This window comes from Pseudomonas sp. zfem003, assembly GCF_032621675.1.
Lineage (GTDB): Bacteria > Pseudomonadota > Gammaproteobacteria > Pseudomonadales > Pseudomonadaceae > Metapseudomonas > Metapseudomonas otitidis.
Genome location: NZ_JAVYJG010000003.1, coordinates 378,490 through 405,057 on the forward strand (window position 1 = coordinate 378,490; position 26,568 = coordinate 405,057).

Consider the following 26,568-nt stretch of genomic DNA (forward strand, 5'->3'; position numbering starts at 1 on the left):
AAACGGGGCCTTCGGGCCCCGTTTTTCTTGCCTGGCGAATCGCCCCGGTCAGCGCACGCTGAAGGTGAAGTCGATGCGCTTGAGCCAGGTGGCTTCCTGCTCGAAGTCCGCCTGGGTCAGCGGGTTGGCCGCCAGCCAGTTTTCCGGGAACTGCACGTCCAGGCTCTGCGGGCCCACTTTCAGGCGGACCTGGGGCGTCTCCTGGTTGGTGCGGATGTGGTGGAAAAGGATGGCGAAACGCAGCAGCACGCAGAGGCGGATCAGCTTCTCGCCCTCGTCGCCGAACTCGGCGAACTTGTCCTTGGGGATATTGCGCCGGTGGCCGCGTACCAGCAGGGCCAGCATCTGCTGGTCCTGGCGGGAGAAGCCCGGCAGGTCCGAGTGCTCGATCAGGTAGGCGCCGTGCTTGTGGTACTGGTAATGGGCGATGTCCATGCCGATCTCGTGGACGCGCGCGCCCCACACCAGCAGGTCGCGGTGCCACTCGTCGTCCAGCTGCCAGTCGCCGGCCACCTGCTCCAGGGCTTCCAGGGCCTTGGCCTCGACCCGTGCCGCCTGCTCCAGGTCCACGTGGCAGCGCTCCATCAGCGCGCTCAGGGTGCGCTCGCGCACGTCCTCGTGGTGGTGGCGACCGAGCAGGTCGTAGAGCACGCCTTCGCGCAGGGCGCCTTCGGAGTGGGTCATGTGCTTGAGTTCGAGGGCCTCGAAGATGGCTTCGAGGATCGCCAGGCCGGCCGGGAAGATGGCGCGGCGGTCGGGCTTGATGCCGTCGAGGTCGATCTTCTCCACCTCGCCCAGCTTGAACAGCTTGCGCTTGAGCCAGGCGATGCCTTCCGGGTTGATCTCGCCATTGCCCAGGCCGGCGGCCTGGATCGCCAGCCCCACGGCGCGGATGGTGCCGGAGGCGCCCACCGCCTGCTGCCAGCCGAGGCGGCGCAGGCTGTATTCGATGCCCATCAGCTCCAGGCGGGCAGCCGTGTAGGCCTGGGCGTAGCGCGCCGGGGTGATCTTGCCGTCACGGAAATAGCGCTGGGTGAAGCTGACGCAGCCCATCTGCAGGCTCTCGCGCAGCTGCGACTCGAAGCGCTGGCCGATGATGAACTCGGTGCTGCCGCCGCCGATGTCCGCCACCAGGCGTTTGCCGGGGGTGTCGGCGATGCTATGGGACACGCCCAGGTAGATGAGGCGGGCTTCCTCGCGGCCGGAGATGACCTCCACCGGATGGCCGAGGATGGCTTCGGCGCGGCGGATGAATTCGCTGCGGTTGCGGGCCTCGCGCAGGGCGTTGGTGCCCACCACGCGCACGGCGCCTTCCGGCAGGCTGTTGGTCATCTGGGCGAAGCGCCGCAGGCAGTCGAGGCCGCGTTGCATGGCCTCTTCGCTGAGCACGCGCTCTTCGTCCAGGCCAGCGGCCAGTTGCACCTTGTCCCCCAGGCGCTCGAGGATGCGGATCTCACCGTGGTCGACCTTGGCCAGCACCATATGGAAGCTGTTGGAGCCGAGGTCGATGGCGGCGATCAGGGACAGGTTGGCGGGGCGTCGGGTCGAAGGCATGGTCCGGTGTCTCGTTTCTTAACCGCGCCATCCTGCCACGATCACGGTGACACGCCAACGCGCGCCTTCCCCACAGACCGTCTCCGCTGATCGGCCGGCGCGCCATCCCGCTGCCCGGCCGGACCTGTGACCCACGCGACCGATTGCCGCGTGGCTCTTCGCGATCCGCTATCGATCAACTTTCGCCAGCGAGCCCATAGGCACACTCAATCGGCCGCGGCTTTCGGTCACGCCCGAGGCGGGCTATGATGGCCGCCTATTTCCGCTTCCGAATCCGGAGAACATCCATGAGCGAACTCATCTCCCACGTCACCGACGCCAGCTTCGAGCAGGACGTACTGAGCGCCGAGGGCGCGGTGCTGGTCGACTACTGGGCCGAATGGTGCGGTCCGTGCAAGATGATCGCCCCCGTCCTGGACGAGATCGCCAAGGACTACCAAGGCAAGCTGAAGGTCTGCAAGCTGAACATCGACGAGAACCAGGACACCCCGCCGAAGTATGGCGTGCGTGGCATCCCGACCCTGATGCTGTTCAAGAACGGCAACGTCGAGGCCACCAAGGTCGGCGCCCTGTCCAAGTCCCAGCTGGCTGCCTTCCTGGACGCCAACATCTGATTTTCCCTCCGGGAATCTCCGTAAAAACCCCGCTCGATGCGGGGTTTTTTGTCGGCGCAGTACTGGACTCACCCGAAACCCGGTGTTAAATTCGGGCCCGCAGCGTCATTCCGCTGCCCTCTGCAAGCCGCCGTCGACGCATTCCAACTCGAATCACGCGCAGCGATCTGTTGCCTCCCTCGGCGCGGCCTCTCAAGCTCACAAGCTTTCCTTCCCTCATTTCTCATCTACGTCATTCCTATGAATCTGACCGAACTCAAGCAAAAGCCGATTGCCGAACTGCTGGAAATGGCCGAACAGATGGGCCTCGAGAACATGGCCCGTTCGCGCAAGCAGGATGTGATCTTCGCCCTGCTGAAAAAGCACTCGAAGAGCGGCGAAGAAATTTCGGGCGACGGCGTGCTGGAGATTCTGCAGGACGGTTTCGGCTTCCTCCGCTCCGCCGACTCCTCCTACCTGGCCGGCCCTGACGACATCTACGTCTCGCCCAGCCAGATCCGCCGCTTCAACCTGCGTACCGGCGACACCATCATCGGCAAGATCCGCCCGCCGAAAGAGGGCGAGCGCTACTTCGCGCTGCTGAAGGTTGACTCGATCAACTTCGACCGCCCGGAAAACGCCAAGAACAAGATCCTGTTCGAGAACCTCACGCCCCTGTTCCCCAACGAGCGCCTGAAGATGGAAGCCGGCAACGGTTCCACCGAAGACCTCACCGGCCGCGTGATCGATCTCTGCGCGCCGATCGGCAAGGGCCAGCGCGGCCTGATCGTCGCCCCGCCGAAAGCGGGCAAGACCATCATGCTGCAGAACATCGCGGCCAACATCACCCGCAACAACCCCGAGTGCCACCTGATCGTCCTGCTGATCGACGAGCGCCCGGAAGAAGTGACCGAGATGCAGCGCACCGTGCGCGGCGAAGTGGTCGCCTCCACCTTCGACGAGCCGCCGACCCGCCACGTGCAGGTCGCCGAGATGGTGATCGAGAAGGCCAAGCGCCTGGTCGAGCACAAGAAGGACGTGGTCATCCTGCTGGACTCCATCACCCGCCTGGCGCGCGCTTACAACACCGTGATCCCCAGCTCCGGCAAGGTGCTCACCGGTGGTGTCGACGCCCATGCCCTGGAGAAGCCCAAGCGCTTCTTCGGCGCCGCCCGTAACATCGAGGAAGGCGGTTCGCTGACCATCATCGCCACCGCGCTGGTCGAGACCGGTTCGAAGATGGACGAGGTGATCTACGAGGAGTTCAAGGGCACCGGCAACATGGAACTGCCGCTGGACCGCCGCATCGCCGAGAAGCGCGTGTTCCCCGCCATCAACATCAACAAGTCCGGTACCCGCCGCGAAGAGCTGCTGACCGCCGAGGACGAACTGCAGCGCATGTGGATCCTGCGCAAGCTGCTGCACCCGATGGACGAGATCGCCGCCATCGAGTTCCTGCTCGACAAGCTCAAGGACACCAAGACCAACGACGAGTTCTTCATGTCCATGAAGCGCAGCAAGTAACAGGTCGTGGTACCACGAAGGCCGGGGAAACCCGGCCTTCGCGTTTCCGGGTGTTCATTCGTCCTTCTGGAAGGCCCCCATCGGCGCTAAACTCTGCGCCCCGACCTGCACGCCCCGAGAGGCTCACGCATGCAGTATCGCGACCTGCGCGAATTCATCAGCGGCCTGGAACAGCGTGGCGAGCTCAAGCGCGTCACCGCCCCGGTCTCGCCGATCCTGGAAATGACCGAAATCTGCGACCGCACCCTGCGCAAGCAAGGCCCGGCGCTGCTCTTCGAGAACCCCACCGGCTACGACATCCCCGTGCTCGGCAACCTGTTCGGCACGCCCGGACGCGTGGCCCTCGGCATGGGCGCGGACGACGTCTCCGAACTGCGCGAGATCGGCAAGCTGCTGGCCTTCCTCAAGGAGCCCGAGCCGCCCAAGGGGCTCAAGGACGCCTGGTCCAAGCTGCCGATCTTCAAGAAGGTCATCAGCATGGCGCCCAAGGTTCTCAAGGACGCCCCCTGCCATGACGTGATCGAAGAAGGTGACGACGTCGACCTCGGCAAGCTGCCGATCCAGCACTGCTGGCCCGGCGACGTGGCACCGCTGATCACCTGGGGCCTGACCATCACCCGCGGCCCCAACAAGGAGCGGCAGAACCTCGGCATCTACCGCCAGCAGGTGATCGGCCGCAACAAGGTCATCATGCGCTGGCTCAGCCACCGTGGCGGCGCGCTGGACTTCCGCGAGTGGTGCCAGAAGCACCCGAACACGCCCTACCCCGTCTGCGTCGCCCTCGGCGCCGACCCGGCGACCATCCTCGGCGCGGTGACCCCGGTGCCGGACACCCTCTCCGAGTACGCCTTCGCCGGCCTGCTGCGCGGCCACCGCACCGAGCTGGTCAAGGCCATCGGCTCCGACCTGCAGGTCCCGGCCAGTGCCGAGATCGTGCTGGAAGGCGTGATCCATCCCGGCGAGACGGCCCCGGAAGGCCCCTACGGCGATCACACCGGCTACTACAACGAGGTCGACACCTTCCCGGTGTTCACCGTCGAGCGCATCACCCGTCGCCGCAAGCCCATCTACCACAGCACCTACACCGGCCGCCCGCCGGACGAGCCGGCCATCCTCGGCGTGGCGCTGAACGAAGTCTTCGTGCCCATCCTGCAGAAGCAGTTCCCCGAGATCACCGACTTCTACCTGCCGCCCGAAGGCTGCTCCTACCGCATGGCGGTAGTGACCATGAAGAAGCAGTACCCCGGCCACGCCAAGCGCGTGATGCTCGGCGTCTGGTCGTTCCTGCGACAGTTCATGTACACCAAGTTCGTTATCGTCACCGACGACGACATCAACGCCCGCGACTGGAACGACGTGATCTGGGCCATCACCACCCGCATGGACCCCAAGCGCGACACGGTGATGATCGACAACACCCCCATCGACTACCTGGACTTCGCCTCGCCCATCTCCGGCCTCGGCTCCAAGATGGGCCTGGATGCCACCCACAAGTGGCCGGGCGAGACCACCCGCGAGTGGGGCCGCGCCATCGTCAAGGACGAGGCGGTAACCCGTCGTGTGGACGAGATGTGGTCCAGCCTGGGTATAGATTGAGCACAGGGGCCAGGGCGCCCCTGAACGCCCGCCATAACAAAGAGAACACCTCTTGAGAGTGACCTTGCAGCCCTCCGGAGCGGTCCTGCAAACCGCCCCCGGTGAAAACATCCTCGCCGCCGCCCGGCGCCTGGGCTACGACTGCCCGCAGAGCTGCCGCAACGGCAATTGCCACGTCTGTGCCGCCCTGCTGGTGGAAGGCCGGGTGCGCCAGGGCGGCCGCGAGCTGGACCATGGCGAGCTGTTCACCTGCCTCGCCGAACCCCTGGAAGACTGCGTCCTGCACTGGGACGGCGTGCTCGCCCCCGGCGAACTGCCGGTGCGCAGCCTGAGCTGCCAGCTCACCGCCTGCACCCCGGTCGGCGGGGACGTCTGGCGGGTCGGCCTGCGTGCCCCGGCCGGCAAGCCGCCGCGCTACCACGCCGGGCAGTACCTGCTGATCGAGCGGGACGATGGCGAAGCGTCCGCCTTCTCCATCGCCTCCGCCCCCAGCGCCGGGCGTGAACTCGAACTGCACGTCCTCGGCCGTGAGCCCAGCGCCGCCGCCCTCCTGCAGCAACTGCAGCGCGACGGCCTGGCCCGGGTACGCCTGCCCTTTGGCGACACCCACCTGGCCGAGCTGCCCGACGGCCCCCTGGTGCTGATCGCCGCCGGCACCGGCATGGGCCAGATGCAGAGCCTGATCGAACATTGCCGCGCCGCCGGGTTCGCCCACCCCGTATACCTGTACTGGGGCATGCGCCGGCCGGAGGACTTCTACGAGCTGGCGCACTGGGACGACTGGCAGGGCCTGCCGAACCTCACCCTGCACCGGGTGGTCAGCGACCCCTGCGACTGGCCCGGCCGCCACGGCCTGCTGCACGAGGCCGTGCGTGAGGACTTCCCCGACCTCAAGCCGTTGCACGTCTACGCCAGCGGTTCACCCGCGATGGTCTACGCCACCCTCGATGCCCTGGTGGAGGCCGGCATGGATGCCCACCAGATGCGCGCCGACGTCTTCGCCTACGCGCCCCGCTGAACCCCGCGACGCCGGGCGTGCCCGGCGTCAGGCCAGCTCCGGGAACTCCCGGCGCAGCTCCGCCGACAGCCAGTCGATGAACCACTCCACGTCCGTGCTGTGCGGCCCGGGCGGCAGCAGCGCCTGGTAGCGCTCCAGCGGCGCCTGCAGCGGCAGCGCGCGCACCAGGCTACCGGCGGCCAATTCCTGGTGCACCAGCACCTCGTTGGCCAGGGCGATGCCGTGGCCCTTCTCCGCCATGCTCAGGGCGTGGTCGTTGCTGATGTAGAGCACCTCGGAGCTGACCCGCAGCGGGCAGCCCAGTGCCGCCAGCCAGGCGTTCCACCACTCGCCGTCGTCGACGTGGATCAGCTTGTGCGTCGCCAGCTCTTCCGGGCCCGCCAGCGGGCCATGGGCGGCCAGGTATGCGGGCGAGCAGACCGGGAACACGTTGGGGTGCAGCAGGGTGACCGTGCGGCGGCCGTATTGCCCGGGCAGGCCGTAGGCGATGCCCAGGTCCGCCCGCTGGCCGTCTACCGCCTCGAAGGTGGGGTTGGGCTCGATGGCGATCTTCAGCCCCGGTCGCTGTTCCAGCAGGGCTTCCAGGCGCGGCATCAGCCAGCGCTTGGCGAAGGCCGGCACCACCATGATCTTCAGCCAGCGCGCCGTCCCGCCCGGGGTCAGCTCATGGCCGGCATCGGCGATCTGTTGCAGCGCGCTGGCGATCTTCTCGTAGTAGCGCTGCCCGGCCGGGGTCAGCGACACGCCGCGTGGCGTGCGGTCGAACAGGCGCACCCCCAGCCACTCCTCCAGCAGCTTCACGTGGCGGCCGATGGCCGGCTGGGTGACGTGGAGGTCCCGCGAGGCGGCAACGTAACTGCCCAGGCGGGCGGCAGCCTCGAAGGCACGCACGGCATTGAGCGGCGGCAGGCGCTGGATCGACATGGCTGAAGGGCTCGCGGTCAGGTATTAAATTTTTTAACAGCGACTGTAAGAAAATTGAGCTTTCTGCTCAACCGCCTTTCCCCGACCATCCGTCCCCAGCAGCCCCACAACAACCGGGCCCCGAGCTCGACGCTGCACCTGTCTCTAGTCCTGCCAGAACAACGACAAGACCCCCGCCCACTGGGCGCAGGGGAAGGAACCGGAGGTATTCATGAGTGCCCTGCACAGCCCGTCGACCACCGCGGCGGTGTCCATCCGCGCCGTGCGAAAGGTCTACGGCGACCCCCAGAGCGGCCCGGTGGCGCTGAAGCGCGTCGACCTGGACATCCGCGACAACGAGTTCTTCACCCTGCTCGGCCCCTCCGGCTGCGGCAAGACCACCCTGCTGCGCATGATCGCCGGCTTCGAGTTCCCCACCGAAGGCGAGATCCGCCTGTTCGGCGAGAACATCGCCGACCGGCCGCCCTACGCCCGCCCGGTGAACACCGTGTTCCAGCACTACGCGCTGTTCCCGCACATGACGATCGCCGAGAACCTCGCCTTCGGCCTGGAATCCCACCCCATGGGCCGGCGCCTGAGCAAGGCCGCCGTGGCCGAGCGGGTGCGCGAGATGCTGGCGCTGGTGCAGATGGAGGCCTTCGCCGAGCGCCGCCCGGCCCAGCTCTCCGGCGGGCAGCAGCAGCGCATCGCCCTCGCCCGTGCCCTGGCGCCGCAGCCCAAGGTGCTGCTGCTGGACGAGCCGCTCTCCGCCCTCGACCTGAAGCTGCGCCAGGCCATGCGCGAGGAGCTGAAGAGCATCCAGACCCGCACCGGCATCACCTTCATCTTCGTCACCCATGACCAGGAAGAGGCCCTGGCCATGTCCGACCGCATCGCCGTGCTCGCCCAGGGCGAGGTGCAGCAGGTTGGCGGCCCGGACGACATCTACGAGCGCCCGCGCAACCGCTTCGTCGCCGACTTCATCGGCGAGACCAACTTCCTCCCGGCCCGCCTCGAAGCACTCGACGGCCAGGGCGCGCGCTTCCGCCTGCCCGGTGGCGCGGTGCTCCAGGCACCGGCCTGCAACGGCCTGGCCATCGGGGCCGAGGCCAGCCTCTCGGTGCGCCCCGAGCGCCTGCACCTGCTGGCGGACGCCACGCCCGACAGCCTGCCGTGCCAGGTGCTGGCACGGGTCTACCTGGGCACCGACCTGCAGTACCGGGTCGCCCTGGACGACGGCACGCCGCTCACCGTGCGCCTGCCCAACAACGCCATCCAGGGACGCCAGCCCGAGGTGGGCGCCCGTGCCGGCCTGCGGGTCGAGCCGGGCAGCGCCTGCGTGCTGCTGGACTGAGGAGGACAGGACCATGCGCACCCTCACCCGCAGCCTGGAACGCCGCCGCGCCCTGGCCAACCTGCTCGGCGTTTCGCCGGCGCTGGTCGCCATCGGCCTGTTCCTGGTGGTGCCGATCCTCATCGTGGTCGGCTATTCCCTCATGCAGGCCAACCCCTACGGCGGGGTGAACCCGCAGTTCAGCGTCGAGGCCTATGTCTCGCTGCTGTTCGAACGCCAGCTGGACGACAGCCTGGCCTTCGCCGATGCCTACCTGGTGATCGCCCTGCGCTCCATCGGCATCGCCGCCGCCACCACCGTCATCACCCTGCTGGTGGGCATTCCGGTGGCCGTCTGGCTGGCGATGCAGCCGGCGCACCGGCGGGGCCTGCTGATCTTCCTCATCACCGTGCCGTTCTGGGCCAACCTGTTGATCCGTACCTACGCCTGGATCCTGCTGCTGCGCGGCACCGGCGTGGTCAACGGCACGCTGATGGGCCTCGGCCTGATCCACCAGCCGCTGAACCTGCTGTACACCGACGGCGCCGTGCTGCTGGGGCTGGTGTACACCTACGCGCCCTTCGTGGTGCTGCCGATCTACGCCACCCTGGAGCGCATGGACCTGCGCCTGCTGGAGGCCGCCCAGGACCTCTACGCCGGGCGCTGGCGCACCCTGCGCAAGGTGGTGCTGCCCATCGCCCGGCCCGGCATCCTCGCCGGCGCCATCCTCACCTTCGTGCCCTGCCTGGGGGCGATGGTGGCTCCTGAGCTGCTTGGCGGCGGTACCCGCATGATGCTGGGCAACCTGATCTTCCGGCAGTTCAGCGACGCCCGTAACTGGCCGCTGGGCTCCGCCCTGTCGCTGGTGCTGATGGCGGCGGTGATGCTGGTGCTGATGGTCTACGCCTGGCGCGCCGGCCGTGCGGCGGGAGGTGCCCGATGATGCGTGCCCTGTTTCGCAACCGTCGCCCCGGCGTGCGGGACTTCCCCGGCTTCGGCGCCCTCAGCCTGCTGTTCTACCTGTACCTCTACGCGCCGATCCTGGTGCTGGTGGTGCTGTCGTTCAATGCCAACCAGTCGGCCACCGTGTGGACCGGCTTCAGCCTGGACTGGTACCGCGCCGCCTTCGCCAACCAGGCCCTGCGCCAGGCGGCCGGCAACAGCCTGCTGATCGCCGTGTGTGCCAGCCTGGCTGCCACCGCCATCGCCACCCTGGCGGCCCTGGGCACCTCACGCGGGGCGCGCTTCAAGGGGCTGCGGCTGTCCATGGGGACGATCATGCTGCCGCTGGTGCTGCCGGAGATCGTGGTCGGCGTCGCTACCCTGGCGCTGTTCTCCACCCTCGGCCTGTCGCTGGGCTACGGCAACCTGATCATCGCCCACACGGTGTTCTGCATCCCGTTCGCCTACCTGCCGATCCGCGCCCGGCTGAACGACATGGACCTGTCCCTGGAGCAGGCCGCCGCCGACCTCTACGCCGGCCCCTGGCGGACCTTCCGCAAGGTCACCCTGCCGCTGCTGGCGCCGGGCATGGTCTCGGGGCTGATGCTGGCCTTCATCGTCTCGCTGGATAACTTCGTGATCTCGATGATGGTGGCCCAGGCCGGCACCACCACCCTGCCGATCTTCATCTTCGGGCTGTTGCGCATGGGCGTGACGCCTGACGTCAACGCCGTTTCCACCTTGATCCTCGGGGTCTCCGTGCTGTTCGTGACCCTCTCTTATCTGCTCGGCAAGAAGAAGGCCTGAGCCCAAACCGGAGCAAGACGATGAACACATTGAGCGCTGTTGCAGGTATTTCGCTGGCCCTGGGCCTGGCGTCGGCCACCCAGGCGGCCGAGCAGTTGAACGTGGTGAGCTGGAGCGGCTACTTCTCGCCGCCGATCCTGGCCAAGTTCGAGCAGGAGACCGGAATCAAGGTCACCGTGGATTCCTATGACTCCAACGAGACGCTGCTGGCCAAGCTCAAGCAGGGCGGCGCCGGCTACGACGTGGCCATCCCCTCCCACCAGTTCGTGCCGATCCTGGTGCAGGAGAAGCTGCTGGAACGCTTCGACCCGGCCGGCCAGCCCTACTACGCCAACATCCAGGACCAGCTGAAGAAGCCCGCCTGGGACCCGGAAGGCGCCTACGCCGTACCCTTCATCTGGGGCACCACCAGCGTGGTGCTCGACCGCGCCCGCTACGACGGTCCGGCCGACAGCTACGCCGTGCTGTTCACCCCGCCCGCTGCGCTGCAGGGGCGCATCAACATGTTCGACTCGGCCAGCGAGGTGATCGACACCGCCAGCCTCTACCTGGGCATCCCGCTGTGCAGCGAGGACCCGAAGGAGATGCAGCAGGTGCTGACGCTGCTGAAGAACCAGAAGCCCTTCGTGAAGACCTACAGCTCCAAGGCCGGCTCGATCCGCGAGAACCTGGCCTCGGGCGAGGTGGACATGTCGATGTTCTGGGGCGGCTCGTCCATGCGGGCGCGGGAGATGAAGCCGAGCCTCACCTACCTCTACCCGAAGGAGGGGGTGATGGCCTGGGTGGATAACCTGGTGATCCCCGCCGGGGCGAAGCATCCGGAGAACGCCAAGCGCTTCATCGCCTTCCTCAGCCAGCCGGAGAACGCGGCGCTGACCCAGAACTTCCTCAAGCACCAGAGCCCGATCAAGGGCGTGGAACCCTACCTGGACGCCAGCCTCAAGGATGCGCCGGAGTTGCACATTCCCGAGGGCACCCGCGTGGTGTTCAGCCAGACCTGCGGCGAAGGGGCGATCCGCCTGGCCGACCGCATCTGGACCAGCCTGATGCGCTGACCCGACTCATCCGACGCCTGACGATGCGCGCCTGCTCCGGCAGGCGCAGCGGCATCGCTCGCCTCGGCAACGCGCCCGCACCGCGAGCGACGCGACCCGAACCCCGATGGAACTGGAAGAAGGCTGCACGCCATGAGCCCGAACACGCTTCACCCCGAACTCGTCCAGCTGCAGGCCCATGAGCTGGCCGAACGCATCCGCCTGCGCCAGGTGTCCTGCCGCGAGGTGATGCAGGCCTACCTGGCGCAGATCGAGCGCTTCAACCCCGAGGTCAACGCCCTGGTCAGCCTGCAACCGGAGGTGCAGTTGCTGGCCGAGGCCGACCAGCGCGACGCCGAGCTGGCCCGCGGCGAGTACCGCGGCTGGATGCACGGGCTGCCCCACGCCATCAAGGACCTGTCGCTGACCCGGGACATCCGCACCACCTTCGGTTCGCCGCTGTTCCGCGACCACGTGCCCGAGCGCGACGGCATCATGGTGGAGCGCATCCGCGCGGCCGGCGCGATCCTCATCGGCAAGACCAACACCCCCGAATTCGGCCTCGGCTCCCACAGCTACAACCCGGTCTTCGGCGTCACTGGCTGTGCCTACGACCCTGTTCGCAGCGCCGGTGGCAGCAGCGGCGGCGCGGCGGCGGCACTGGCGCTGCAGATGGTGCCGGTGGCCGACGGCAGCGACATGATGGGGTCGCTGCGCAACCCGGCGGCGTTCAACAACATCGTCGGCTTCCGCCCGTCCCAGGGGCGGGTGCCCTTCGATGACAGCGCCGACCTGTTCGTCGACCAGCTCGGCTACGAGGGCCCCATGGGCCGCAGCGTGCGGGACGTGGCCTTGCTGCTCTCGGTGCAGGCCGGCTTCGACGCCCGCGCGCCGCTGTCCATCGCCGAATCCGGCGCGGCCTTCGCCGGTGCGCTGGAGCGGGACTTCAAGGGCGCGCGCCTGGGCTGGCTCGGTGACCTGGGCGGCTACCTGCCCATGGAGCCCGGCGTGCTGGCGCTGTGCGGCAGCGCCCTGGCGGACTTCGAGGCACTGGGTTGCCAGGTCGAGGAAGCGGCCCTGGGTTTTGCTCCGGAGCGCCTCTGGGCCTGCTGGCGAACCCTGCGCCACTGGCTGGTGGCCGGCTCGCTGGCGGCGGCCCATGCCGATCCGGCGCGGCGCGAGCGCCTCAAGCCCGAGGCGGTGTGGGAGGTGGAGAACGGCCTGCAACTGTCGGCCATGGAGGTGTACCGCGCATCCGTCACCCGCAGCGACTGGTACCGCGCTATCAGCCGCCTGTTCGAGCGTTATGACTTCCTGCTGCTGCCCAGCGCCCAGGTGTTCCCCTTCGACAAGCACTGGGATTGGCCGAAGGCCATCGCTGGCAGGTCCATGGACACCTACCACCGCTGGATGGAGGTGGTGATCCCCGGAACCCTGTCCGGCTGCCCGGTGGCCAGCGTGCCGGTGGGGTTCAACGAGATGGGGTTGCCGATGGGGATGCAGGTCATCGGCCGGCACCACGCGGACCTGGCGGTGCTGCAACTGGCCCATGCCTATGAGCAGGCGACGCAGTGGTACGCGCGTCGCCCGCCACCCCTGCTGGCGCAGGGGTGATGGGGCAGGCCCCGGCGCTGCCGGGGCCCGTGATTCAGCGGACGGTGACCACCACCTTGCCCACGGCCTTGCGCTGGCCGAGGGCGTTGATGGCCTCGGCGGCCCGCTCCAGGGGGAAGGTCTGGGACACCAGCGGCTTGAGCTTGCCTTCGGCATGCCAGGCGAACAGCTGCTGGAAGTTGGCCAGGTTGTCCTGGGGCTGGCGCTGGGCGAAGGAGCCCCAGAACACGCCGACCACCGCCGCGCCCTTGAGCAGGGCCAGGTTCACCGGCAGCTCGGGGATGCGGCCGCTGGCGAAGCCGACCACCAGCAGGCGGCCGTTCCAGGCGATGGAGCGGATGGCTTCGTCGAACAGGTCGCCCCCCACCGGGTCGTAGATCACGTCCGCACCCTGGCCGCCGGTCAGTTCCTTGACCTTCTCCTTCAGGCTGCTGGTGCTGTAGTTGATCAGCAGGTCGGCACCGGCAGCCTTGGCCACTTCCAGCTTCTCGTCACTGCTGGCGGCGGCGATGACCCGCGCGCCCATGGCCTTGCCGATCTCCACCGCCGCCAGGCCGACGCCGCCGGAGGCGCCGAGCACCAGCAGGGTTTCCCCCGGTTGCAGGTTGGCGCGCTGCTTCAGCGCGTGCATGGAGGTGCCGTAGGTCATGCCGAAGGCGGCGGCGGAATTGAAGTCGATGCCCTTGGGGATCGGCATCACGTTGTAGCCGGGCACGGCCACCTGCTCGGCGAAGCTGCCCCAGCCGGTCAGCGCCATGACCCGGTCGCCGGGCTTGAGGTGGGTGATCTTCTCGCCGACGGCAGCGACGGTGCCGGCGGCTTCGCCACCCGGGGAGAAGGGGAACGGCGGCTTGAACTGGTACTTGCCTTCGATGATCAGGGTGTCGGGGAAGTTGACCCCGGCGGCGTGCACGTCGATCAGCACTTCGTTCTTCTTCGGTTCGGGGCTGGCAACCTCTTCGAGCACCAGGGTCTCGGCGGGGCCGAAGGCCTTGCACAGGACGGCTTTCATGGGGGATTCGATCCTCGTTGGCGACCGGCCCGGCGCCGGCCCTGTGGTCAGGCAGTGTAGGCGGGGGGCAGGGTCGGTCAACGAGCATGGCCGGTCCTGATAGGGCTGCATAAGCATCGGGCTTGGGCTCGCCCCGGGCTGTGGCTATGCTAGCGGGCACGCCCCATCAGGAATCCCTCCCGTGAAAACCACTCTCGCTCTGCTGCTGGCCCTGCTGATCCCCTTCTCCGCCTTCGCCTCGGAATCCGAGGGAGAGGCCAAAGAGGGCGAGGGGCCCAAGGTGCTCTACCTCGACCTGGTGCCCGCGCTGGTAGGCAACTACGGCGCCGGCCCGAAGCTGAAGTACTTCAAGGCCGACATTTCCCTGCGGGTCACCGGGGAAGACGCGAAGAAGTCGGTGGAGTACCACGAGCCGCTGATCCGCAACCAGCTGGTGATGCTGTTCGCCCAGCAGACCGACGAGTCGCTCAGCTCGGTGGAGGGCAAGGAAGCACTGCGCCAGGAAGCGCTCAAGCAGGTGCAGCAGGCGCTCAACCAGGAAGAAGGCAAGCCGCTGGTCGAGGACCTGCTGTTCAACAACCTGATCGTGCAGCCCTGACGGGCTGCGGTTTCAGCGCAGGGCCAGCACGGCCTGCCATTCGGCATCGGTCACTGGCATCACCGACAGGCGCGAGCCCTTCTGCACCAGCGGCATTGACTGCAGGGCCTCTGCCTCGCGCAGCTGCGCCAGGGGGATGACCCGCGCGAAGGCCTCGACGAATTCCACGTCCAGGGCGCTCCAGGGGTTCTTCTCGTGGCTGGCCTTGGCGTCGAAGTAGTGGCTCTGCGGGTCCAGGGCCGTCGGGTCGGGGTAGGTGGCGCCGACGATGCGGGCAATCCCGGCGATACCCGGCTCCGGGCAGCTGGAGTGGTAGAAGAAGAACAGGTCGCCCGGGTTCATCGCACGCATGAAGTTGCGCGCCTGGTAGTTGCGCACGCCGTCCCAGCGCGCTTGGCCGAGGCGTTGCAGGTCGTGGATCGACAGTTCGTCGGGTTCCGATTTCATCAGCCAGTGGGGCATGAACTTTGCTCCTGAAAAGTGGTCCTTGCGCCAACGGAAAGAAATGTAACGATTAGCCGACAATCGGTTGGCGTCATAATTGCGCGTTATCACGGCTTGCCTGAAAATGCCGCGCTTCGAGCCGGACGTTGCCGCACAGCCCACTCAAAAAAACAGAAAATCGCCGCAAGTCATCGCGGGCACCATGCCTTGAAGGGGGAGGCATTTCGATGAAGCGTAAACCCGATCTTCTCTGGGTACTGGTCATCATCTTCGGCCTGGGCGTGGTCACCACGGGCTACACCCAGAGCCTCTGGGAGCAGCGTCAGGGCAGCGCTCCCGCTGGCGTGATCACCCAGCAGCAACAGCCCTGATCCCCCGGCGCCCGTCCTTCCGGCGCCTTCAGCGGTACCAGCCGCCGTCCGTCACCGTGCCCTGGAGGCGGACGTCCCAGCTCGCCAGCGGCAGCCGATCCACCTTCTGGCATTCATGGGCCAGGCCCAATAACGTCGGTTTCTGCCCCTGCTTGCGGCGTGACCGGTAGGCCAGGCTGCGGTCGTAGAAGCCGCCGCCCATGCCCAGACGGCCGCCTTCCTCGTCGAATCCCACCAGCGGCATCAGCAGCAGGTCCAGCGTCCACACCGGCCGCTGCCGCGCCGTATTGGTGCGCGGCTCTTCGATGCGGAAGCGGTTGCGCACCAGGCGCTCGCCGGGCATCAGGCGCTGGAAGGCCATGCGCGTGCGCGGCCAGGCATTGAGCACCGGCAGGTAGGTGGCCTTGCCCCGTCGCTGTGCCTCGCGCAGCAGCGGTCGCGGGTCGATCTCTCCGTCGTTGGGCAGGTACAGCGCCAGGTGGCGGGCGCGGCGGAACAGCGGGTGCTGCGCGAGCTGACGGTACAGCGCACGGGCGGCTTTCTTCTGCTGGAGGGGGGAGAGCTGGCGGCGTTGCTGCCTGAGGAGGCGCCGCAGGGCCGGGCGGGAGAGGGTGCCGGCAGTGACCATGAAAATATGACTCCCCGGTTATGCCGCTGTCGGGTTAGCCCTTGAACCCGAAAGTTCAAGGTGGAGGTTGCAGGAGGCGTTAAGGCTTTCCGTCAGGCGGACATGCACACCGGCCCCACTTACAACCCCCGTGGTTGTGCGTATCGGCTCAGGGACATCACCGACTGGCAAACACACCAGGGAGCTGGCGGCGAGTATACCCCAAGAAAGGTCGGTGGCGTCAGGCCCCGGGTGCATCCTGATCGGTGGCCAGGGCGTGGTCGACCCGTTCCAGCAGGTCGCGGACCCGTTCACGGGTGGACGTGGCCTCCTGGTCGAGGCGCTGCTGCTTGTGCAGGAGCTCGTGGGTGATGTTGAGCGCCGCCATCACGGCGACGCGATCGGCGCCGATCACCTTGCCGCTGTTGCGGATCTCACGCATCTTGCCGTCCAGGTAACGGGCAGCGCTTTCCAGGTTAGCGCGCTCGTCCGAGGGACAGGCGATGCAGTAATCCTTGTCGAGGATGTGGACGGTGACGGTATTGGACTGGGTCATGAATCCTGCTCCAGGGCTTTCAGGCGCGAAATCATCGCTTCGACCTTCTGCCGGGCCAGTTCGTTCTTTTCGATCAGATGAGCGCGTTCTTCTTTCCACATCCTCTCGTTCGCGAGCAGTTGCCGGTTGTGCGCCTTGAGCTGCTCCACGCGCTGGATCAGGTGTTCCAGGCGGGTGGCGAGTGCTTTCAGGTCGGCATCTTCCATGGGCTTTCTACTCGGCGATGAGTGGACGGGGACTATACAGGACCGGCCCGATCCAGGGACAAACCCCGCGGCGACGTCGCATGGTCTTGGCGCGCGTGCCGATGCTAGGATACGAGGCCGTCATTCTAGTGATTGCGCCCCCCGGCGCCTAGCCACCCATGCCCAGCCCGAACTCCCCGTATTCCGCATTCGCCGCGCTGCTCGCCAGCACCGGCCAGCCCGTTTCCCCTGCCGAACTCCACGGCCTGCTCCTGGGGCGCAGTTGCGCCGGAGCCGGCTTCGAGCCCGAGCCCTGGCTGGAGGACGCTGCCGAGCTGCTCGGCGCCTCGCCCGAGGACAACCTGCGCCAGGCCCTGATCGGCCTGCAGGAGATGGTCAAGGGCGAACTCACCGGCGGCGAGATGGCCGTCGTGCTGTTGCTGCCCGACGACGAAACGCCCTTGTCCGAACGCGCTGCGGCCCTGGGCCAGTGGTGCCAGGGATTCCTCGGCGGCTTCGGCCTCACCGCGCGTGAAGGTGCGCTGTCAGGCGAAGCGGTTGAAGTCCTACAGGACCTTGCTTCCATCGCCCAGGTGCAGAGCGCCCTGGAAGATTCCGAGGACGGCGAGACCGACTACATGGAAGTGATGGAGTACCTGCGCGTCGCCCCCCTGCTGCTGTTCAGCGAATGCAACCGGGGCGCCGCACCGGCGCCGAAGACCTCCCTGCACTGACCCGCGTCACGGGTGCCATCCCGGCACCCTCGATCAAGGAGCGCGCATGACCCGTATCCCGAAGTCCGAATTCGCCCGTCGCCGCAAGGCGCTGATGGAGCAGATGGTGCCCAACAGCATCGCCATCCTGCCCGCCGCGCCGGTTTACATCCGCAACCGCGACGTCGAGCACGTCTACCGCCAGGACAGTGACTTCCAGTACCTCAGTGGCTTCCCCGAGCCGGAAGCGGTGATGGTGCTGATCCCCGGACGGGAACACGGCGAGTACGTGCTCTTCTGCCGCGAGCGTGACCCCGAGCGTGAACTGTGGGACGGCCTGCGTGCCGGCCAGGACGGCGCCACCCGCGACTACGGCGCGGACGACGCCTTCCCCATCGGCGACATCGACGACATCCTCCCCGGCCTGATCGAAGGCCGCTCGCGGGTCTACTACTCCATCGGCACCAACCCCGAGTTCGACCACCACCTCATGGAGTGGGTCAACGTGATCCGCTCCAAGGCCCGCCAGGGCGCCCAGCCGCCGAACGAGTTCGTCGCCCTGGACCACCTGCTGCACGACATGCGCCTGTACAAGTCCGCCGCCGAGATCAAGGTCATGCGCGAGGCCGGTGAAGTCTCCGCCCGTGCCCACGTCCGCGCCATGCAGGCCGCCCGCGCCGGTCTCTACGAATACAGCCTGGAAGCCGAGCTGGAATACGAGTTCCGCAAGGGCGGCGCGAAGATGCCCGCCTACGGCTCCATCGTCGCCGCCGGCAAGAACGCCTGCATCCTGCACTACCGCGAGAACGACGCCCCCCTCAAGGACGGCGACCTGGTGCTGATCGACGCCGCCTGCGAGCTGGACTGCTACGCCAGCGACATAACCCGCACCTTCCCCGTCAGCGGCCGCTTCAGCCCCGAGCAGAAGGCCATCTACGAGCTGGTGCTGGCCGCCCAGGAGGCTGCCTTCCTCGAGATCGCCCCCGGCAAGCACTGGAACGAAGCCCACGAAGCCACCGTGCGGGTCATCACCGCCGGCCTGGTGGAGCTGGGGCTGCTGCAGGGCGAGGTGGACGAGCTGATCGCCCGCGAAGCCTACAAGCCCTTCTACATGCACCGCGCCGGCCACTGGCTGGGCATGGACGTGCACGACGTCGGCGAATACAAGGTCGGCGGCGAATGGCGCGTCCTCGAGCCCGGCATGGCGATGACCGTCGAGCCCGGCATCTACATCGGCGTCGACAACCAGGACGTGCCGAAGAAGTGGCGCGGCATCGGCGTGCGCATCGAAGACGATGTCGTGGTCACCCGGAAAGGCTGCGAGATCCTCACCGGCGGCGTACCCAAGACCGTCGCCGAGATCGAAGCCCTGATGGCCGCCGCCCGCAGCGAGGCCGCCTGACATGGCCCACACCCAACTGGCGATTGTCGGCGGCGGCCTGGTGGGTGCCAGCCTGGCCCTGGCCCTGCAGCAAGGTGCCCGCGAGCGGGGCTGGAAGATCGTCCTGATCGAGCCCTTCGCCCCCGGCAACAGCTACCAGCCCAGTTACGACGCCCGCTCCTCCGCCCTCTCCTTCGGCACCCGGCGCATCTACGAACGCCTCGGCCTGTGGCCGGCCATCGCCCAGCGCGCCGAGCCCATCCTGCAGATCCACGTCTCCGACCGCGGCCGTTTCGGTGCGGCGCGGCTGGCCGCCATCGAAGAGGGCGTCCCCGCCCTCGGCTACGTGGTGGAGAACGCCTGGCTCGGACAGTGCCTCTGGCAGGCCCTGGATCCGGACGTGGTCACCTGGCACTGCCCGGCGGAAGTGGTGCGCATGGAGCCGCTGGAAGGCGGCTACCGCCTCAGCCTCAACGACGAGACCCAGCTCGAATGCGACCTGGCGATCCTTGCCGACGGCGGCCGCTCCAGTCTGCGCGAGCAGCTGGGCATCGGCGTGCGCCGCAACCCCTACGGGCAGACCGCGCTGATCGCCAACGTCAGCCCGCTGGAATCCCACCGTGGCCAGGCCTTCGAGCGCTTCACCGACGAAGGCCCCATGGCCCTGCTGCCGTTGCCGGAAAACCGCTGCGCGCTGGTCTGGACTCGGCCGGGCAATGACGCCCAGCGCCTGGCCGGCCTCGATGACCGCGCCTTCCTCGGCGAACTGCAGGCCACCTTCGGCTACCGCCTGGGCGCCTTCTCCCAGGTCGGCGCCCGCCACCTCTATCCGCTCACCCTGATCGAGGCCGAGGAGCAGGTGCGCCCCAACCTGGTGGTGCTCGGCAACGCCGCCCACAGCCTGCATCCCATCGCCGGCCAGGGCTACAACCTGTCCCTGCGCGACACCGTGGCCCTGGCGGAAACCCTGCTGGCCAGCACAGCGCCCCTGGGTGACCTCGCCACCCTGCAGGGCTACCTCGCCAGCCAGCGCCTGGACCAGGACCTCACCGTCGGCTTCTCCGACCAGGTCACGCGGCTGTTCTCCAACAAGGAGCCGCTGCTGGCCACCGGGCGCAACCTGGGCCTGCTCGGCCTCGACCTGTTGCCCCCGGCCAAGCGCTGGTTTGCCCGCCAGGCCATGGGCCTGGGCACCCGCCCGGTCTGACCGCGCCATGGCGGACCGCCGACTGGCGCGCAAGGCGCGCATCCTGCGCTGGGCCTTGAACCTCTACCCGCCCTACCTCGGGGCGGGTATCCGCGTGCGGCAGATCAGCGCAGACTTCCGCCTGGTGCGGGTCAAGATGGGCCTGGGCTGGTACAACCGCAACTACGTCCGCACCCAGTTCGGCGGCTCGCTCTACAGCATGACCGACCCCTTCTACATGCTCATGCTGATGCAGCTGCTGGGGCGCGACTACATCGTCTGGGACAAGGCCGCCCACATCGACTTCATCGCCCCCGGGCGCGGGCCGGTGTACGCCGAGTTCCACATCGACGACGCGCTGATCGAGCGCATCCGCCAGCACACCGCCGGCGGCGACAAGTACCTGCCCGACCTGCACGTCGACGTGCACGACGGCCAAGGCACCCTGGTGGCCCGGGTGCGAAAGACCCTCTACGTGCGGCTCAAGCCGCAGGCGCGACAAGGCGCATAAGGAACGGACATGCAAGCGGATCTGATCATCGTCGGTGCAGGCATGGTGGGCAGCGCCCTGGCCCTGGCACTCAAGGACAGCGGGCTGGACATCCTCCTGATCGACGGCAGCCCCCTCAGCGTCAAGCCCTTCGATGCCGAGGCCGCATTCGAGCCCCGCGTCAGCGCCCTGTCCGCCGCCAGCCAGCGCATCCTCGACCGTCTCGGCGCCTGGCCGGGCGTCGTCGCGCGGCGCGCCAGCCCCTACGGCGAGATGCAGGTCTGGGATGGCACCGGCACCGGCGCCATCCACTTCTCCGCCGCCAGCGTCCATGCCGACGTGCTCGGCCACATCGTCGAGAACCGCGTGGTGCAGGACGCCCTGCTGGAGCCCCTGCACGACAGCGGCATCGGCCTGATGCCCAATGCCCGCCTCGAACACCTGCGCCATTCCGGCGACGGCTGGCTGCTGACCCTGGTGGACGGTCGCCAGCTCCGTGCCCCGCTGGTGATCGCCGCCGACGGCGCCAACTCCGCCGTACGCCGCCTGGCCGGCTGCGCCACCCGCGAATGGGATTACCTGCACCACGCCATCGTCACCAGCGTGCGCTGCGAGCAGTCGCACCGGCGCACCGCCTGGCAGCGCTTCACCGACGACGGCCCGCTGGCCTTCCTGCCGCTGGACCGCCAGGGCGACGAGCACTGGTGCTCCATCGTCTGGTCCGTCACCCCGGAAGAAGCCGAGCGGCTCATGGCGCTGGACGACGACGCCTTCTGCAGCGCCCTCGGCGAGGCCTTCGAGCACCGCCTGGGGCGCGTCGAGCACAGCGACCCGCGCCTGTGCATCCCCCTGCGCCAGCGCCATGCCAAACGCTACGTCGAGCCCGGCCTGGCGCTGATCGGCGATGCCGCCCACACCATCCACCCGCTGGCGGGCCAGGGGGTCAACCTCGGCTTCCTCGATGCCGCCGTGCTGGCCGAAGTGCTGCTGCACGCCCACGCCCGTGGCGAGCGCCTGGCGGACGAGAAGGTGCTCAGCCGCTTCGAGCGCCGCCGCATGCCCTACAACCTTGGGATGATGGCGGCCATGGAGGGCTTCGAGCGCCTGTTCCAGGCCGACCCGCTGCCCCTGCGCTGGCTGCGCAATGCCGGCCTGCGCTGGGTCAACCAGCAGCCCGAGGCCAAGGCGCTGTTCGTGCGCCAGGCCCTCGGCCTCTCCGGGGACCTGCCGGACCTCGCCCGCGCCTGACCGTCCGGGGCCTCGCGCCCCGGAGAAACACCCGGTCATACATGGCCGGCCTGCATGCAACTGAGATTGATTACTATCGCCAGCCTTTCCGACCACGAGAGGCATGAGCAATGAAGGCGCGCAAGACCCTTCTCACCCTGATGGCCGTCGGCCTCGGCATCCCCAGCGTGCAAGCCGCCGACGAGGTGGTGGTGTACTCCTCGCGCATCGACGAGCTGATCAAGCCGGTGTTCGATGCCTACACCGCCAAGACCGGCGTCAAGGTCCGCTTCATCACCGACAAGGAAGCGCCGCTGATGCAGCGCATCAAGGCCGAGGGCGAGAACGGCGTCGCCGACCTGCTGCTCACCGTCGACGGGGGCAACCTCTGGCAGGCCGAGCAGATGGGCATCCTCCAGCCCCTGGGCTCGGATGCGGTCAAGGCCAACATCCCCGCCCAGTACCGTTCCAGCAGCGACCAGTGGACCGGCCTCTCCCTGCGGGCCCGCACCCTCGTCTACTCCACCGAGCGGGTGAAGCCCGAAGACCTCTCCACCTACGAAGCCCTCGCTGGCCCGGAATGGGAAGGCCGCCTGTGCCTGCGTTCCTCGAAGAAGGTCTACAACCAGTCGCTGACCGCCGCGCTGATCGAAGCCCAGGGCGCCGAGCGTGCCGAGCAGGTGCTCAAGGGCTGGGTCGCCAACCTGGCCACCGACCCCTTCGCCGACGACAACGCGGTGATCCAGGCCGTGGACGCCGGCCAGTGCGACGTCGGCATCGTCAACACCTACTACTACGGGCGCCTGCACAAGCAGAACCCGCAGCTGCGCGCGAAGCTCTACTGGCCCAACCAGGCGGACCGTGGCGTACACGTCAACCTCTCCGGCATCGGCCTGACCCGCCACGCACCGCACCCCGAAGCGGCCCGCGCCCTGGTGGAGTGGATGACCGGCCCCGACGCCCAGGGCCTGTTCGCCAGCCTCAACCAGGAGTTCCCCGCCAACCCCAAGGTGAACCCGTCTGACGAAGTGGCCGCCTGGGGCCCCTTCAAGGCCGACGACATGCCGGTGGAAGTCACCGGCCAGCGCCAGGCCGAGGCCATCCGCATGATGGACCGGGTGGCGTGGCGCTGAGCCCCGCCCAAGGGGTTCTGACGAACCCCGCCAGCGGCGAGCCGGCGCCCCCGCGCTCGCCGCGCCTTCACTGGCACTGGCCGGCGTTCGCCGCCGCCAGTCTGGTGGTCCTGCCGTTGTTGGTGCTGCTGTTGGCCTGGCAGGACGTGGACCGGGAGATCTGGGCCCACCTCTGGGACACCCAGCTCCCCCGCCTGCTGGGCAACAGCCTGGTGCTGGTGCTTGGCGTCGGCACCGGCGTCACCCTGCTCGGGGTGAGCCTGGCCTGGCTGGTGGCGCTCTGCGAATTCCCCGGCCGGCGCTGGCTCGACTGGGCGCTGATGCTGCCCTTCGCCATCCCGGCCTATGTCCTGGCCTTCGTCTTCATCGGCCTGTTCGACTTCGCCGGCCCGGTGCAGAGCGCCCTGCGCGAGTGGTTCGGCAGCGGCGTGCGGCTGCCCCGGGTGCGCTCCACCGGGGGCGTCATCCTGGTGCTGTCGCTGGTGTTCTACCCCTACGTCTACCTGCTGGCGCGGGCCGCCTTCCTGGCCCAGGGGCGCGGCCTCATGGAAGCCGCCCGCACCCTCGGGCAGTCCCCCTGGCAGGCGTTCTGGCGGGTCGCCCTGCCGGTGGCCTGGCCGGCCATCGGTGCCGGGCTGGCACTGGCCATGATGGAGACCCTGGCGGACTTCGGCGCCGTCTCGGTGTTCAACTTCGACACCTTCACCACTGCCATCTACAAGACCTGGTATGGCTTCTTCAGCCTGTCCAGCGCCGCCCAGCTGGCCAGCCTCCTGCTGCTCGGCGTCGGCCTGGTGCTTTACGGCGAGCGCCGTGCCCGGGGCGTGCCGCGTCCGGCCAAGGAGCGCGGTCGCGGCGCACCGCTCTACCGGCTGCAGGGCTGGCGCGCCCTCGCTGCCAGCGGCTGGTGCACCCTGGTGTTTGCCTGCGCCTTCGTCATTCCCCTGCTGCAGCTGCTGGCCTGGTTCTGGCAGCGCGGTCGCTTCGACCTGGACGAGCGCTACCAGGCGCTGGTACTGCACAGCCTCGCCCTGGCCGGCCTGGCGGCGCTGATCACCGTGGGCGTCGCCCTGCTGCTGGTGTTCGCCCGGCGCCAGCAGCCGACGCGGCCGGTGCGGGCCGCCGTGGGCCTGGCCAACCTCGGCTACGCCCTGCCCGGTTCGGTGCTGGCGGTGGCGCTGATGCTGGTGTTCAGCCACCTGGACCGGGCCGTCGTCGTGCCGCTGTCCTCCGCCCTCGGCGGAGCCGGCAAGCCGCTGCTGCTGGGTGGGCTCAGTGCCCTGCTGGTGGCCTACCTGGTGCGCTTCCTCGCGGTGGCCCACGGCCCGCTGGAAGGCGCGCTGGCGCGGGTTCGCCCGTCACTGCCGGAGGCGTCCCGCAGCCTGGGCGTGGGCGGGCTCGGCCTGTTCCGCCGGGTCTACCTGCCGCTGCTCACACCGGGGCTGCTGAGCGCCGCGCTGCTGGTGTTCGTCGATGTGCTCAAGGAAATGCCCGCCACCCTGCTGATGCGCCCCTTCGGCTGGGACACCCTGGCCGTGCGGGTCTTCGAGATGACCAGCGAAGGGGAGTGGGCACGGGCCTCGCTGCCGGCCCTCAGCCTGGTGCTGGTGGGGCTGCTGCCGGTGGTGCTGCTGATCCGCCGTTCGGCCCGCCCGATGGGTGGCGGATAGCTGCTCGACCAGCCGGTCACCCGTCGGGTGTCCAGTCTCCGACCTTGCAGCTACAATGCGCGCCATTCGTTGCGGCCCGCCCCTCGGACCCCGTGTCACGAAAGGCCCCCGGCAGCCCTGAACGCCAGGATTGGCGGGGGCTTGAGCGCGGATCGCAGTTCGCCAAGCCCGGAAGGAGAAACCCATGGGACAGCGCACACCGCTCCATGACCTGCACTTGGCCCTTGGCGCCAAGATGGTCGATTTCGGCGGTTGGGACATGCCGCTGCACTACGGCTCGCAAGTCGAGGAGCACCACCAGGTGCGCAGCGACTGCGGCGTCTTCGACGTGTCCCACATGACCGTCGTCGATGTTGCCGGCAGCCAGGCCACGGCCTACCTGCAGCGCCTGCTGGCCAACGACGTGAGCCGCCTGCAGAGCCCCGGCAAGGCGCTCTACAGCGTCATGCTCAACGAGCGGGGCGGCGTGGTGGACGACCTCATCGTCTACCTCACCGTCGAGGGCTACCGCGTGGTGGTCAACGCCGCCACCCGTGACAAGGACATCGCCTGGATGCAGCGCCACGCCGAAGCCTTCGACGTGCGCCTGGCGCTGCGCGACGACCTGGCCCTGCTGGCCATCCAGGGCCCCACCGCGCGCCAGCGCCTGGCCGACCTGGTGAGCAGCCCACGCGCCGCGCTGATCCATGAACTCAAGCCCTTCCAGGGCCTGCCCGAAGGCGACTGGTTCATCGCCCGCACCGGCTACACCGGTGAAGACGGGCTGGAAGTCATGTTCCCCCGCGACCAGGCCGTGGACATGCTCAACGAGCTGGTCGGCGCCGGCATCTCCCCCATCGGCCTCGGTGCCCGCGACACCCTGCGCCTGGAGGCCGGCCTGAACCTCTACGGCCAGGACATGGACGAGAACACCTCGCCCCTGGCCTCCAACCTCGGCTGGACCATCGCCTGGGCGCCCGCCGAGCGTGACTTCATCGGCCGCAGCGCCCTGGAGGCCGAGCGTGCCGCCTGCCCCCACCCGAAACTGGTGGGCCTGGTGCTGGAGGAGCGCGGCGTGCTGCGCGCCCACCAGGTGGTGCGGGTCGAGGGCATCGGCGATGGCGAGATCACCAGCGGCAGCTTCTCCCCCACCCTGGGCAAGTCCATCGCCCTGGCGCGGGTCCCGGCGGCCACCGGTGAGCGCGCCGAAGTGGAGATCCGTGGCAAGTGGTACCCGGTTCGCGTGGTCCAGCCGAACTTCGTTCGCAATGGCAGGGCCTTGATCTAAATTTCCCAGGCGGGCTGCCCGCCACTGTCCTTAGGAGCCAGAACAATGAGCAACATTCCCGCCGACCTGCGTTACGCCGCCAGTCACGAGTGGGCGCGCCTTGAAGCCGACGGCACCGTGACCGTCGGTATCTCCGACCATGCCCAGGAGGCCCTGGGTGACGTGGTCTTCGTCGAACTGCCGGAGCTGGGCAAGGCCCTGGCCGCTGGCCAGGAAGCCGGTGTGGTGGAGTCGGTGAAGGCCGCGTCCGACATCTACGCGCCGGTCTCCGGCGAAGTGATCGCCATCAACGAAGAACTGGCCGACTCGCCCGAGTTGGTCAACAGCGATCCCTATGGCGCCTGGTTCTTCAAGCTCAAGCCGGCCAACACCGCCGAGCTGGACAAGCTGCTGGGCGCTGCCGGCTACGCCGCCGTCGCCGAAGCCTGATCACGCCTGCGCCCCGCAATGGGGCGCGCCTGGCCGGTGTCACCACCGGTCGGGCTGCGTTTGTTCCCAATCGTTTGCCTACAGATGCCAGAGCGCTGCCCCTTCCGGGCGGTGGTGGCGTGCGCTCAGCTTTCGTCCTTCAGCTGCAGCCGCGAGAGCAGCCCGATCAGCAGCACGTTGAAGAGGATCATCAGGGCGTTGCTCATCATGGCGATGAGGCTGATCAGCTTGTCGGGGAGGATCTCGTAGAAGCTGAAGCCGAAGATCGACAGCAGGCGGTCGCCGAACCAGAACATGTCGACGGCGATGGTGAGGATCAGGATGACCTTGAGGGTGGGAATCGGATTGCCCATGGGGCGCGGTCCTTGTGCCGGTTGCGGG

General features: G+C 68.2%; 28 protein-coding genes and 1 other RNA gene. 20 read left to right on the plus strand and 9 right to left on the minus strand.

The genetic code is table 11. The annotated features are described in order from the left end of the window. Positions 1-48: 48 nt before the first annotated feature. Positions 49-1,554, minus strand: a complete 1,506-nt coding sequence (gene ppx / locus RTK35_RS07960; protein ID WP_044400917.1) for an exopolyphosphatase — start codon at positions 1,552-1,554, stop codon at positions 49-51. 287 nt (positions 1,555-1,841) lie between these two features. Here ppx and trxA point away from each other — a divergent pair, with 287 nt between their 5' ends. The 4 genes from trxA to RTK35_RS07980 all read left to right on the plus strand — a co-directional run bounded on the left by trxA (position 1,842) and on the right by RTK35_RS07980 (position 6,285). Continuing rightward, complete coding sequence (trxA, locus tag RTK35_RS07965; RefSeq protein ID WP_044400919.1) at positions 1,842-2,168, plus strand: thioredoxin TrxA; 327 nt, start codon at positions 1,842-1,844, stop codon at positions 2,166-2,168. A 240-nt stretch (positions 2,169-2,408) separates the two neighbouring features. Beyond that, entirely contained in the window at positions 2,409-3,671 is a 1,263-nt protein-coding gene (gene rho, locus RTK35_RS07970; RefSeq protein WP_044400922.1) for a transcription termination factor Rho, read from the plus strand. 129 nt (positions 3,672-3,800) lie between these two features. Next, the gene (ubiD, locus tag RTK35_RS07975) at positions 3,801-5,267 is read left to right on the plus strand and encodes a 4-hydroxy-3-polyprenylbenzoate decarboxylase (protein ID WP_044400925.1); all 1,467 of its coding nucleotides are present in this window, start codon (positions 3,801-3,803) and stop codon (positions 5,265-5,267) included. Positions 5,268-5,319: 52 nt separating this feature from the next. Beyond that, positions 5,320-6,285, plus strand: a complete 966-nt coding sequence (locus RTK35_RS07980) for a CDP-6-deoxy-delta-3,4-glucoseen reductase (protein WP_074967034.1) — start codon at positions 5,320-5,322, stop codon at positions 6,283-6,285. Between the two features lie 27 nt (positions 6,286-6,312). Here RTK35_RS07980 and RTK35_RS07985 read toward each other — a convergent pair whose 3' ends face one another. Further along, the gene (locus tag RTK35_RS07985; protein WP_222900685.1) at positions 6,313-7,209 is read right to left on the minus strand and encodes a LysR substrate-binding domain-containing protein; all 897 of its coding nucleotides are present in this window, start codon (positions 7,207-7,209) and stop codon (positions 6,313-6,315) included. 211 nt (positions 7,210-7,420) lie between these two features. On the opposite strand from RTK35_RS07985, the gene RTK35_RS07990 reads away from it, so the two are divergent. The 5 genes from RTK35_RS07990 to RTK35_RS08010 all read left to right on the plus strand — a co-directional run bounded on the left by RTK35_RS07990 (position 7,421) and on the right by RTK35_RS08010 (position 12,918). After that, the gene (locus RTK35_RS07990; protein WP_316907741.1) at positions 7,421-8,542 is read left to right on the plus strand and encodes an ABC transporter ATP-binding protein; all 1,122 of its coding nucleotides are present in this window, start codon (positions 7,421-7,423) and stop codon (positions 8,540-8,542) included. A 13-nt stretch (positions 8,543-8,555) separates the two neighbouring features. Continuing rightward, positions 8,556-9,464 carry an ABC transporter permease gene (locus tag RTK35_RS07995; protein WP_316907742.1) on the plus strand — a complete coding sequence of 303 codons (909 nt, stop codon included), beginning with the start codon at positions 8,556-8,558 and terminating at the stop codon, positions 9,462-9,464. Further along, positions 9,464-10,270, plus strand: coding sequence for an ABC transporter permease (locus tag RTK35_RS08000; protein ID WP_377742301.1), 807 nt, complete (start codon positions 9,464-9,466; stop codon positions 10,268-10,270). The genes RTK35_RS07995 and RTK35_RS08000 overlap by 1 nt, the downstream gene beginning before the upstream one ends. A gap of 20 nt (positions 10,271-10,290) precedes the next feature. Beyond that, positions 10,291-11,325 (plus strand): extracellular solute-binding protein, encoded by a 1,035-nt coding sequence (locus RTK35_RS08005; RefSeq protein ID WP_107328765.1) that lies wholly within the window; start codon positions 10,291-10,293, stop codon positions 11,323-11,325. A 132-nt stretch (positions 11,326-11,457) separates the two neighbouring features. After that, entirely contained in the window at positions 11,458-12,918 is a 1,461-nt protein-coding gene (locus RTK35_RS08010; RefSeq protein WP_316907743.1) for an amidase, read from the plus strand. A 34-nt stretch (positions 12,919-12,952) separates the two neighbouring features. Here RTK35_RS08010 and RTK35_RS08015 read toward each other — a convergent pair whose 3' ends face one another. Then, positions 12,953-13,930, minus strand: coding sequence for an NADPH:quinone oxidoreductase family protein (locus RTK35_RS08015; RefSeq protein ID WP_044402123.1), 978 nt, complete (start codon positions 13,928-13,930; stop codon positions 12,953-12,955). Positions 13,931-14,111: 181 nt separating this feature from the next. Between RTK35_RS08015 and RTK35_RS08020 the strand changes: the two genes are divergently transcribed. Beyond that, entirely contained in the window at positions 14,112-14,528 is a 417-nt protein-coding gene (locus tag RTK35_RS08020; RefSeq protein WP_316907744.1) for a flagellar basal body-associated protein FliL, read from the plus strand. A gap of 12 nt (positions 14,529-14,540) precedes the next feature. Here RTK35_RS08020 and RTK35_RS08025 read toward each other — a convergent pair whose 3' ends face one another. After that, positions 14,541-14,990 (minus strand): EVE domain-containing protein, encoded by a 450-nt coding sequence (locus tag RTK35_RS08025; protein ID WP_142012977.1) that lies wholly within the window; start codon positions 14,988-14,990, stop codon positions 14,541-14,543. Between the two features lie 209 nt (positions 14,991-15,199). Between RTK35_RS08025 and RTK35_RS08030 the strand changes: the two genes are divergently transcribed. Continuing rightward, positions 15,200-15,343 (plus strand): hypothetical protein, encoded by a 144-nt coding sequence (locus RTK35_RS08030; RefSeq protein ID WP_164707296.1) that lies wholly within the window; start codon positions 15,200-15,202, stop codon positions 15,341-15,343. Between the two features lie 28 nt (positions 15,344-15,371). Here the strand turns inward: RTK35_RS08030 and RTK35_RS08035 are convergent, their stop codons facing one another. The 4 genes from RTK35_RS08035 to RTK35_RS08050 all read right to left on the minus strand — a co-directional run bounded on the left by RTK35_RS08035 (position 15,372) and on the right by RTK35_RS08050 (position 16,712). Next, a complete protein-coding gene (locus RTK35_RS08035) occupies positions 15,372-15,971 on the minus strand; it encodes a 5-formyltetrahydrofolate cyclo-ligase (RefSeq protein WP_142012975.1) in 600 nt (199 codons plus the stop codon). Positions 15,972-15,978: 7 nt separating this feature from the next. Further along, positions 15,979-16,157: non-coding RNA, 6S RNA (gene ssrS / locus RTK35_RS08040), on the minus strand. Between the two features lie 34 nt (positions 16,158-16,191). Then, positions 16,192-16,506, minus strand: a complete 315-nt coding sequence (locus RTK35_RS08045) for a cell division protein ZapA (RefSeq protein WP_044402134.1) — start codon at positions 16,504-16,506, stop codon at positions 16,192-16,194. Continuing rightward, a complete protein-coding gene (locus tag RTK35_RS08050) occupies positions 16,503-16,712 on the minus strand; it encodes a TIGR02449 family protein (protein WP_044402137.1) in 210 nt (69 codons plus the stop codon). The genes RTK35_RS08045 and RTK35_RS08050 overlap by 4 nt, the downstream gene beginning before the upstream one ends. A 158-nt stretch (positions 16,713-16,870) precedes the next feature. Between RTK35_RS08050 and RTK35_RS08055 the strand changes: the two genes are divergently transcribed. From RTK35_RS08055 to gcvH, 9 genes are all read left to right on the plus strand, one after another. Continuing rightward, entirely contained in the window at positions 16,871-17,425 is a 555-nt protein-coding gene (locus tag RTK35_RS08055) for a YecA family protein (RefSeq protein WP_044402140.1), read from the plus strand. Between the two features lie 46 nt (positions 17,426-17,471). After that, complete coding sequence (gene pepP / locus RTK35_RS08060; protein WP_165680319.1) at positions 17,472-18,806, plus strand: Xaa-Pro aminopeptidase; 1,335 nt, start codon at positions 17,472-17,474, stop codon at positions 18,804-18,806. 1 nt (position 18,807) lies between these two features. Next, positions 18,808-19,992 carry a 2-octaprenyl-6-methoxyphenyl hydroxylase gene (ubiH, locus tag RTK35_RS08065; protein WP_316907745.1) on the plus strand — a complete coding sequence of 395 codons (1,185 nt, stop codon included), beginning with the start codon at positions 18,808-18,810 and terminating at the stop codon, positions 19,990-19,992. Between the two features lie 7 nt (positions 19,993-19,999). Beyond that, on the plus strand, positions 20,000-20,482 hold the full coding sequence (locus RTK35_RS08070) for a DUF4442 domain-containing protein (protein WP_044402148.1): 483 nt from the start codon (positions 20,000-20,002) through the stop codon (positions 20,480-20,482). Between the two features lie 9 nt (positions 20,483-20,491). Continuing rightward, the gene (locus tag RTK35_RS08075; RefSeq protein WP_316907746.1) at positions 20,492-21,709 is read left to right on the plus strand and encodes a 2-octaprenyl-3-methyl-6-methoxy-1,4-benzoquinol hydroxylase; all 1,218 of its coding nucleotides are present in this window, start codon (positions 20,492-20,494) and stop codon (positions 21,707-21,709) included. A 110-nt stretch (positions 21,710-21,819) separates the two neighbouring features. Then, a complete protein-coding gene (locus tag RTK35_RS08080) occupies positions 21,820-22,821 on the plus strand; it encodes an extracellular solute-binding protein (protein WP_160479873.1) in 1,002 nt (333 codons plus the stop codon). Positions 22,822-22,838: 17 nt separating this feature from the next. Then, entirely contained in the window at positions 22,839-24,491 is a 1,653-nt protein-coding gene (locus tag RTK35_RS08085) for an ABC transporter permease (RefSeq protein ID WP_410478639.1), read from the plus strand. A gap of 184 nt (positions 24,492-24,675) precedes the next feature. Continuing rightward, entirely contained in the window at positions 24,676-25,758 is a 1,083-nt protein-coding gene (gene gcvT, locus RTK35_RS08090; protein WP_316907747.1) for a glycine cleavage system aminomethyltransferase GcvT, read from the plus strand. Positions 25,759-25,803: 45 nt separating this feature from the next. Then, positions 25,804-26,187 carry a glycine cleavage system protein GcvH gene (gcvH, locus tag RTK35_RS08095; protein WP_316907748.1) on the plus strand — a complete coding sequence of 128 codons (384 nt, stop codon included), beginning with the start codon at positions 25,804-25,806 and terminating at the stop codon, positions 26,185-26,187. A gap of 125 nt (positions 26,188-26,312) precedes the next feature. On the opposite strand, the gene RTK35_RS08100 is transcribed toward gcvH, so the two are convergent. Continuing rightward, positions 26,313-26,540: a hypothetical protein gene (locus RTK35_RS08100; RefSeq protein ID WP_316907749.1), complete on the minus strand. Its 228-nt coding sequence runs from the start codon at positions 26,538-26,540 to the stop codon at positions 26,313-26,315. Positions 26,541-26,568 lie beyond the last annotated feature (28 nt).

What these genes read in the sequence shown, in the direction of transcription:
- RTK35_RS08025 (WP_142012977.1), bottom strand. Translation starts at nt 14,990, where the DNA reads ATGCCCCACTGGCTGATGAAATCGGAACCCGACGAACTGTCGATCCAC.
- gcvT (WP_316907747.1), top strand. Translation starts at nt 24,676, where the DNA reads ATGGGACAGCGCACACCGCTCCATGACCTGCACTTGGCCCTTGGCGCC.
- RTK35_RS08005 (WP_107328765.1), top strand. Translation starts at nt 10,291, where the DNA reads ATGAACACATTGAGCGCTGTTGCAGGTATTTCGCTGGCCCTGGGCCTG.
- RTK35_RS08015 (WP_044402123.1), bottom strand. Translation starts at nt 13,930, where the DNA reads ATGAAAGCCGTCCTGTGCAAGGCCTTCGGCCCCGCCGAGACCCTGGTG.
- ubiH (WP_316907745.1), top strand. Translation starts at nt 18,808, where the DNA reads ATGGCCCACACCCAACTGGCGATTGTCGGCGGCGGCCTGGTGGGTGCC.
- pepP (WP_165680319.1), top strand. Translation starts at nt 17,472, where the DNA reads ATGACCCGTATCCCGAAGTCCGAATTCGCCCGTCGCCGCAAGGCGCTG.
- RTK35_RS08070 (WP_044402148.1), top strand. Translation starts at nt 20,000, where the DNA reads ATGGCGGACCGCCGACTGGCGCGCAAGGCGCGCATCCTGCGCTGGGCC.
- RTK35_RS08030 (WP_164707296.1), top strand. Translation starts at nt 15,200, where the DNA reads ATGAAGCGTAAACCCGATCTTCTCTGGGTACTGGTCATCATCTTCGGC.
- rho (WP_044400922.1), top strand. Translation starts at nt 2,409, where the DNA reads ATGAATCTGACCGAACTCAAGCAAAAGCCGATTGCCGAACTGCTGGAA.
- RTK35_RS08000 (WP_377742301.1), top strand. Translation starts at nt 9,464, where the DNA reads ATGCGTGCCCTGTTTCGCAACCGTCGCCCCGGCGTGCGGGACTTCCCC.
- ubiD (WP_044400925.1), top strand. Translation starts at nt 3,801, where the DNA reads ATGCAGTATCGCGACCTGCGCGAATTCATCAGCGGCCTGGAACAGCGT.
- RTK35_RS07985 (WP_222900685.1), bottom strand. Translation starts at nt 7,209, where the DNA reads ATGTCGATCCAGCGCCTGCCGCCGCTCAATGCCGTGCGTGCCTTCGAG.
- RTK35_RS08045 (WP_044402134.1), bottom strand. Translation starts at nt 16,506, where the DNA reads ATGACCCAGTCCAATACCGTCACCGTCCACATCCTCGACAAGGATTAC.
- RTK35_RS08035 (WP_142012975.1), bottom strand. Translation starts at nt 15,971, where the DNA reads ATGGTCACTGCCGGCACCCTCTCCCGCCCGGCCCTGCGGCGCCTCCTC.
- RTK35_RS08075 (WP_316907746.1), top strand. Translation starts at nt 20,492, where the DNA reads ATGCAAGCGGATCTGATCATCGTCGGTGCAGGCATGGTGGGCAGCGCC.
- RTK35_RS08080 (WP_160479873.1), top strand. Translation starts at nt 21,820, where the DNA reads ATGAAGGCGCGCAAGACCCTTCTCACCCTGATGGCCGTCGGCCTCGGC.
- RTK35_RS08010 (WP_316907743.1), top strand. Translation starts at nt 11,458, where the DNA reads ATGAGCCCGAACACGCTTCACCCCGAACTCGTCCAGCTGCAGGCCCAT.
- RTK35_RS08055 (WP_044402140.1), top strand. Translation starts at nt 16,871, where the DNA reads ATGCCCAGCCCGAACTCCCCGTATTCCGCATTCGCCGCGCTGCTCGCC.
- gcvH (WP_316907748.1), top strand. Translation starts at nt 25,804, where the DNA reads ATGAGCAACATTCCCGCCGACCTGCGTTACGCCGCCAGTCACGAGTGG.
- trxA (WP_044400919.1), top strand. Translation starts at nt 1,842, where the DNA reads ATGAGCGAACTCATCTCCCACGTCACCGACGCCAGCTTCGAGCAGGAC.
- RTK35_RS08100 (WP_316907749.1), bottom strand. Translation starts at nt 26,540, where the DNA reads ATGGGCAATCCGATTCCCACCCTCAAGGTCATCCTGATCCTCACCATC.
- RTK35_RS07990 (WP_316907741.1), top strand. Translation starts at nt 7,421, where the DNA reads ATGAGTGCCCTGCACAGCCCGTCGACCACCGCGGCGGTGTCCATCCGC.
- RTK35_RS08050 (WP_044402137.1), bottom strand. Translation starts at nt 16,712, where the DNA reads ATGGAAGATGCCGACCTGAAAGCACTCGCCACCCGCCTGGAACACCTG.
- RTK35_RS07995 (WP_316907742.1), top strand. Translation starts at nt 8,556, where the DNA reads ATGCGCACCCTCACCCGCAGCCTGGAACGCCGCCGCGCCCTGGCCAAC.
- ppx (WP_044400917.1), bottom strand. Translation starts at nt 1,554, where the DNA reads ATGCCTTCGACCCGACGCCCCGCCAACCTGTCCCTGATCGCCGCCATC.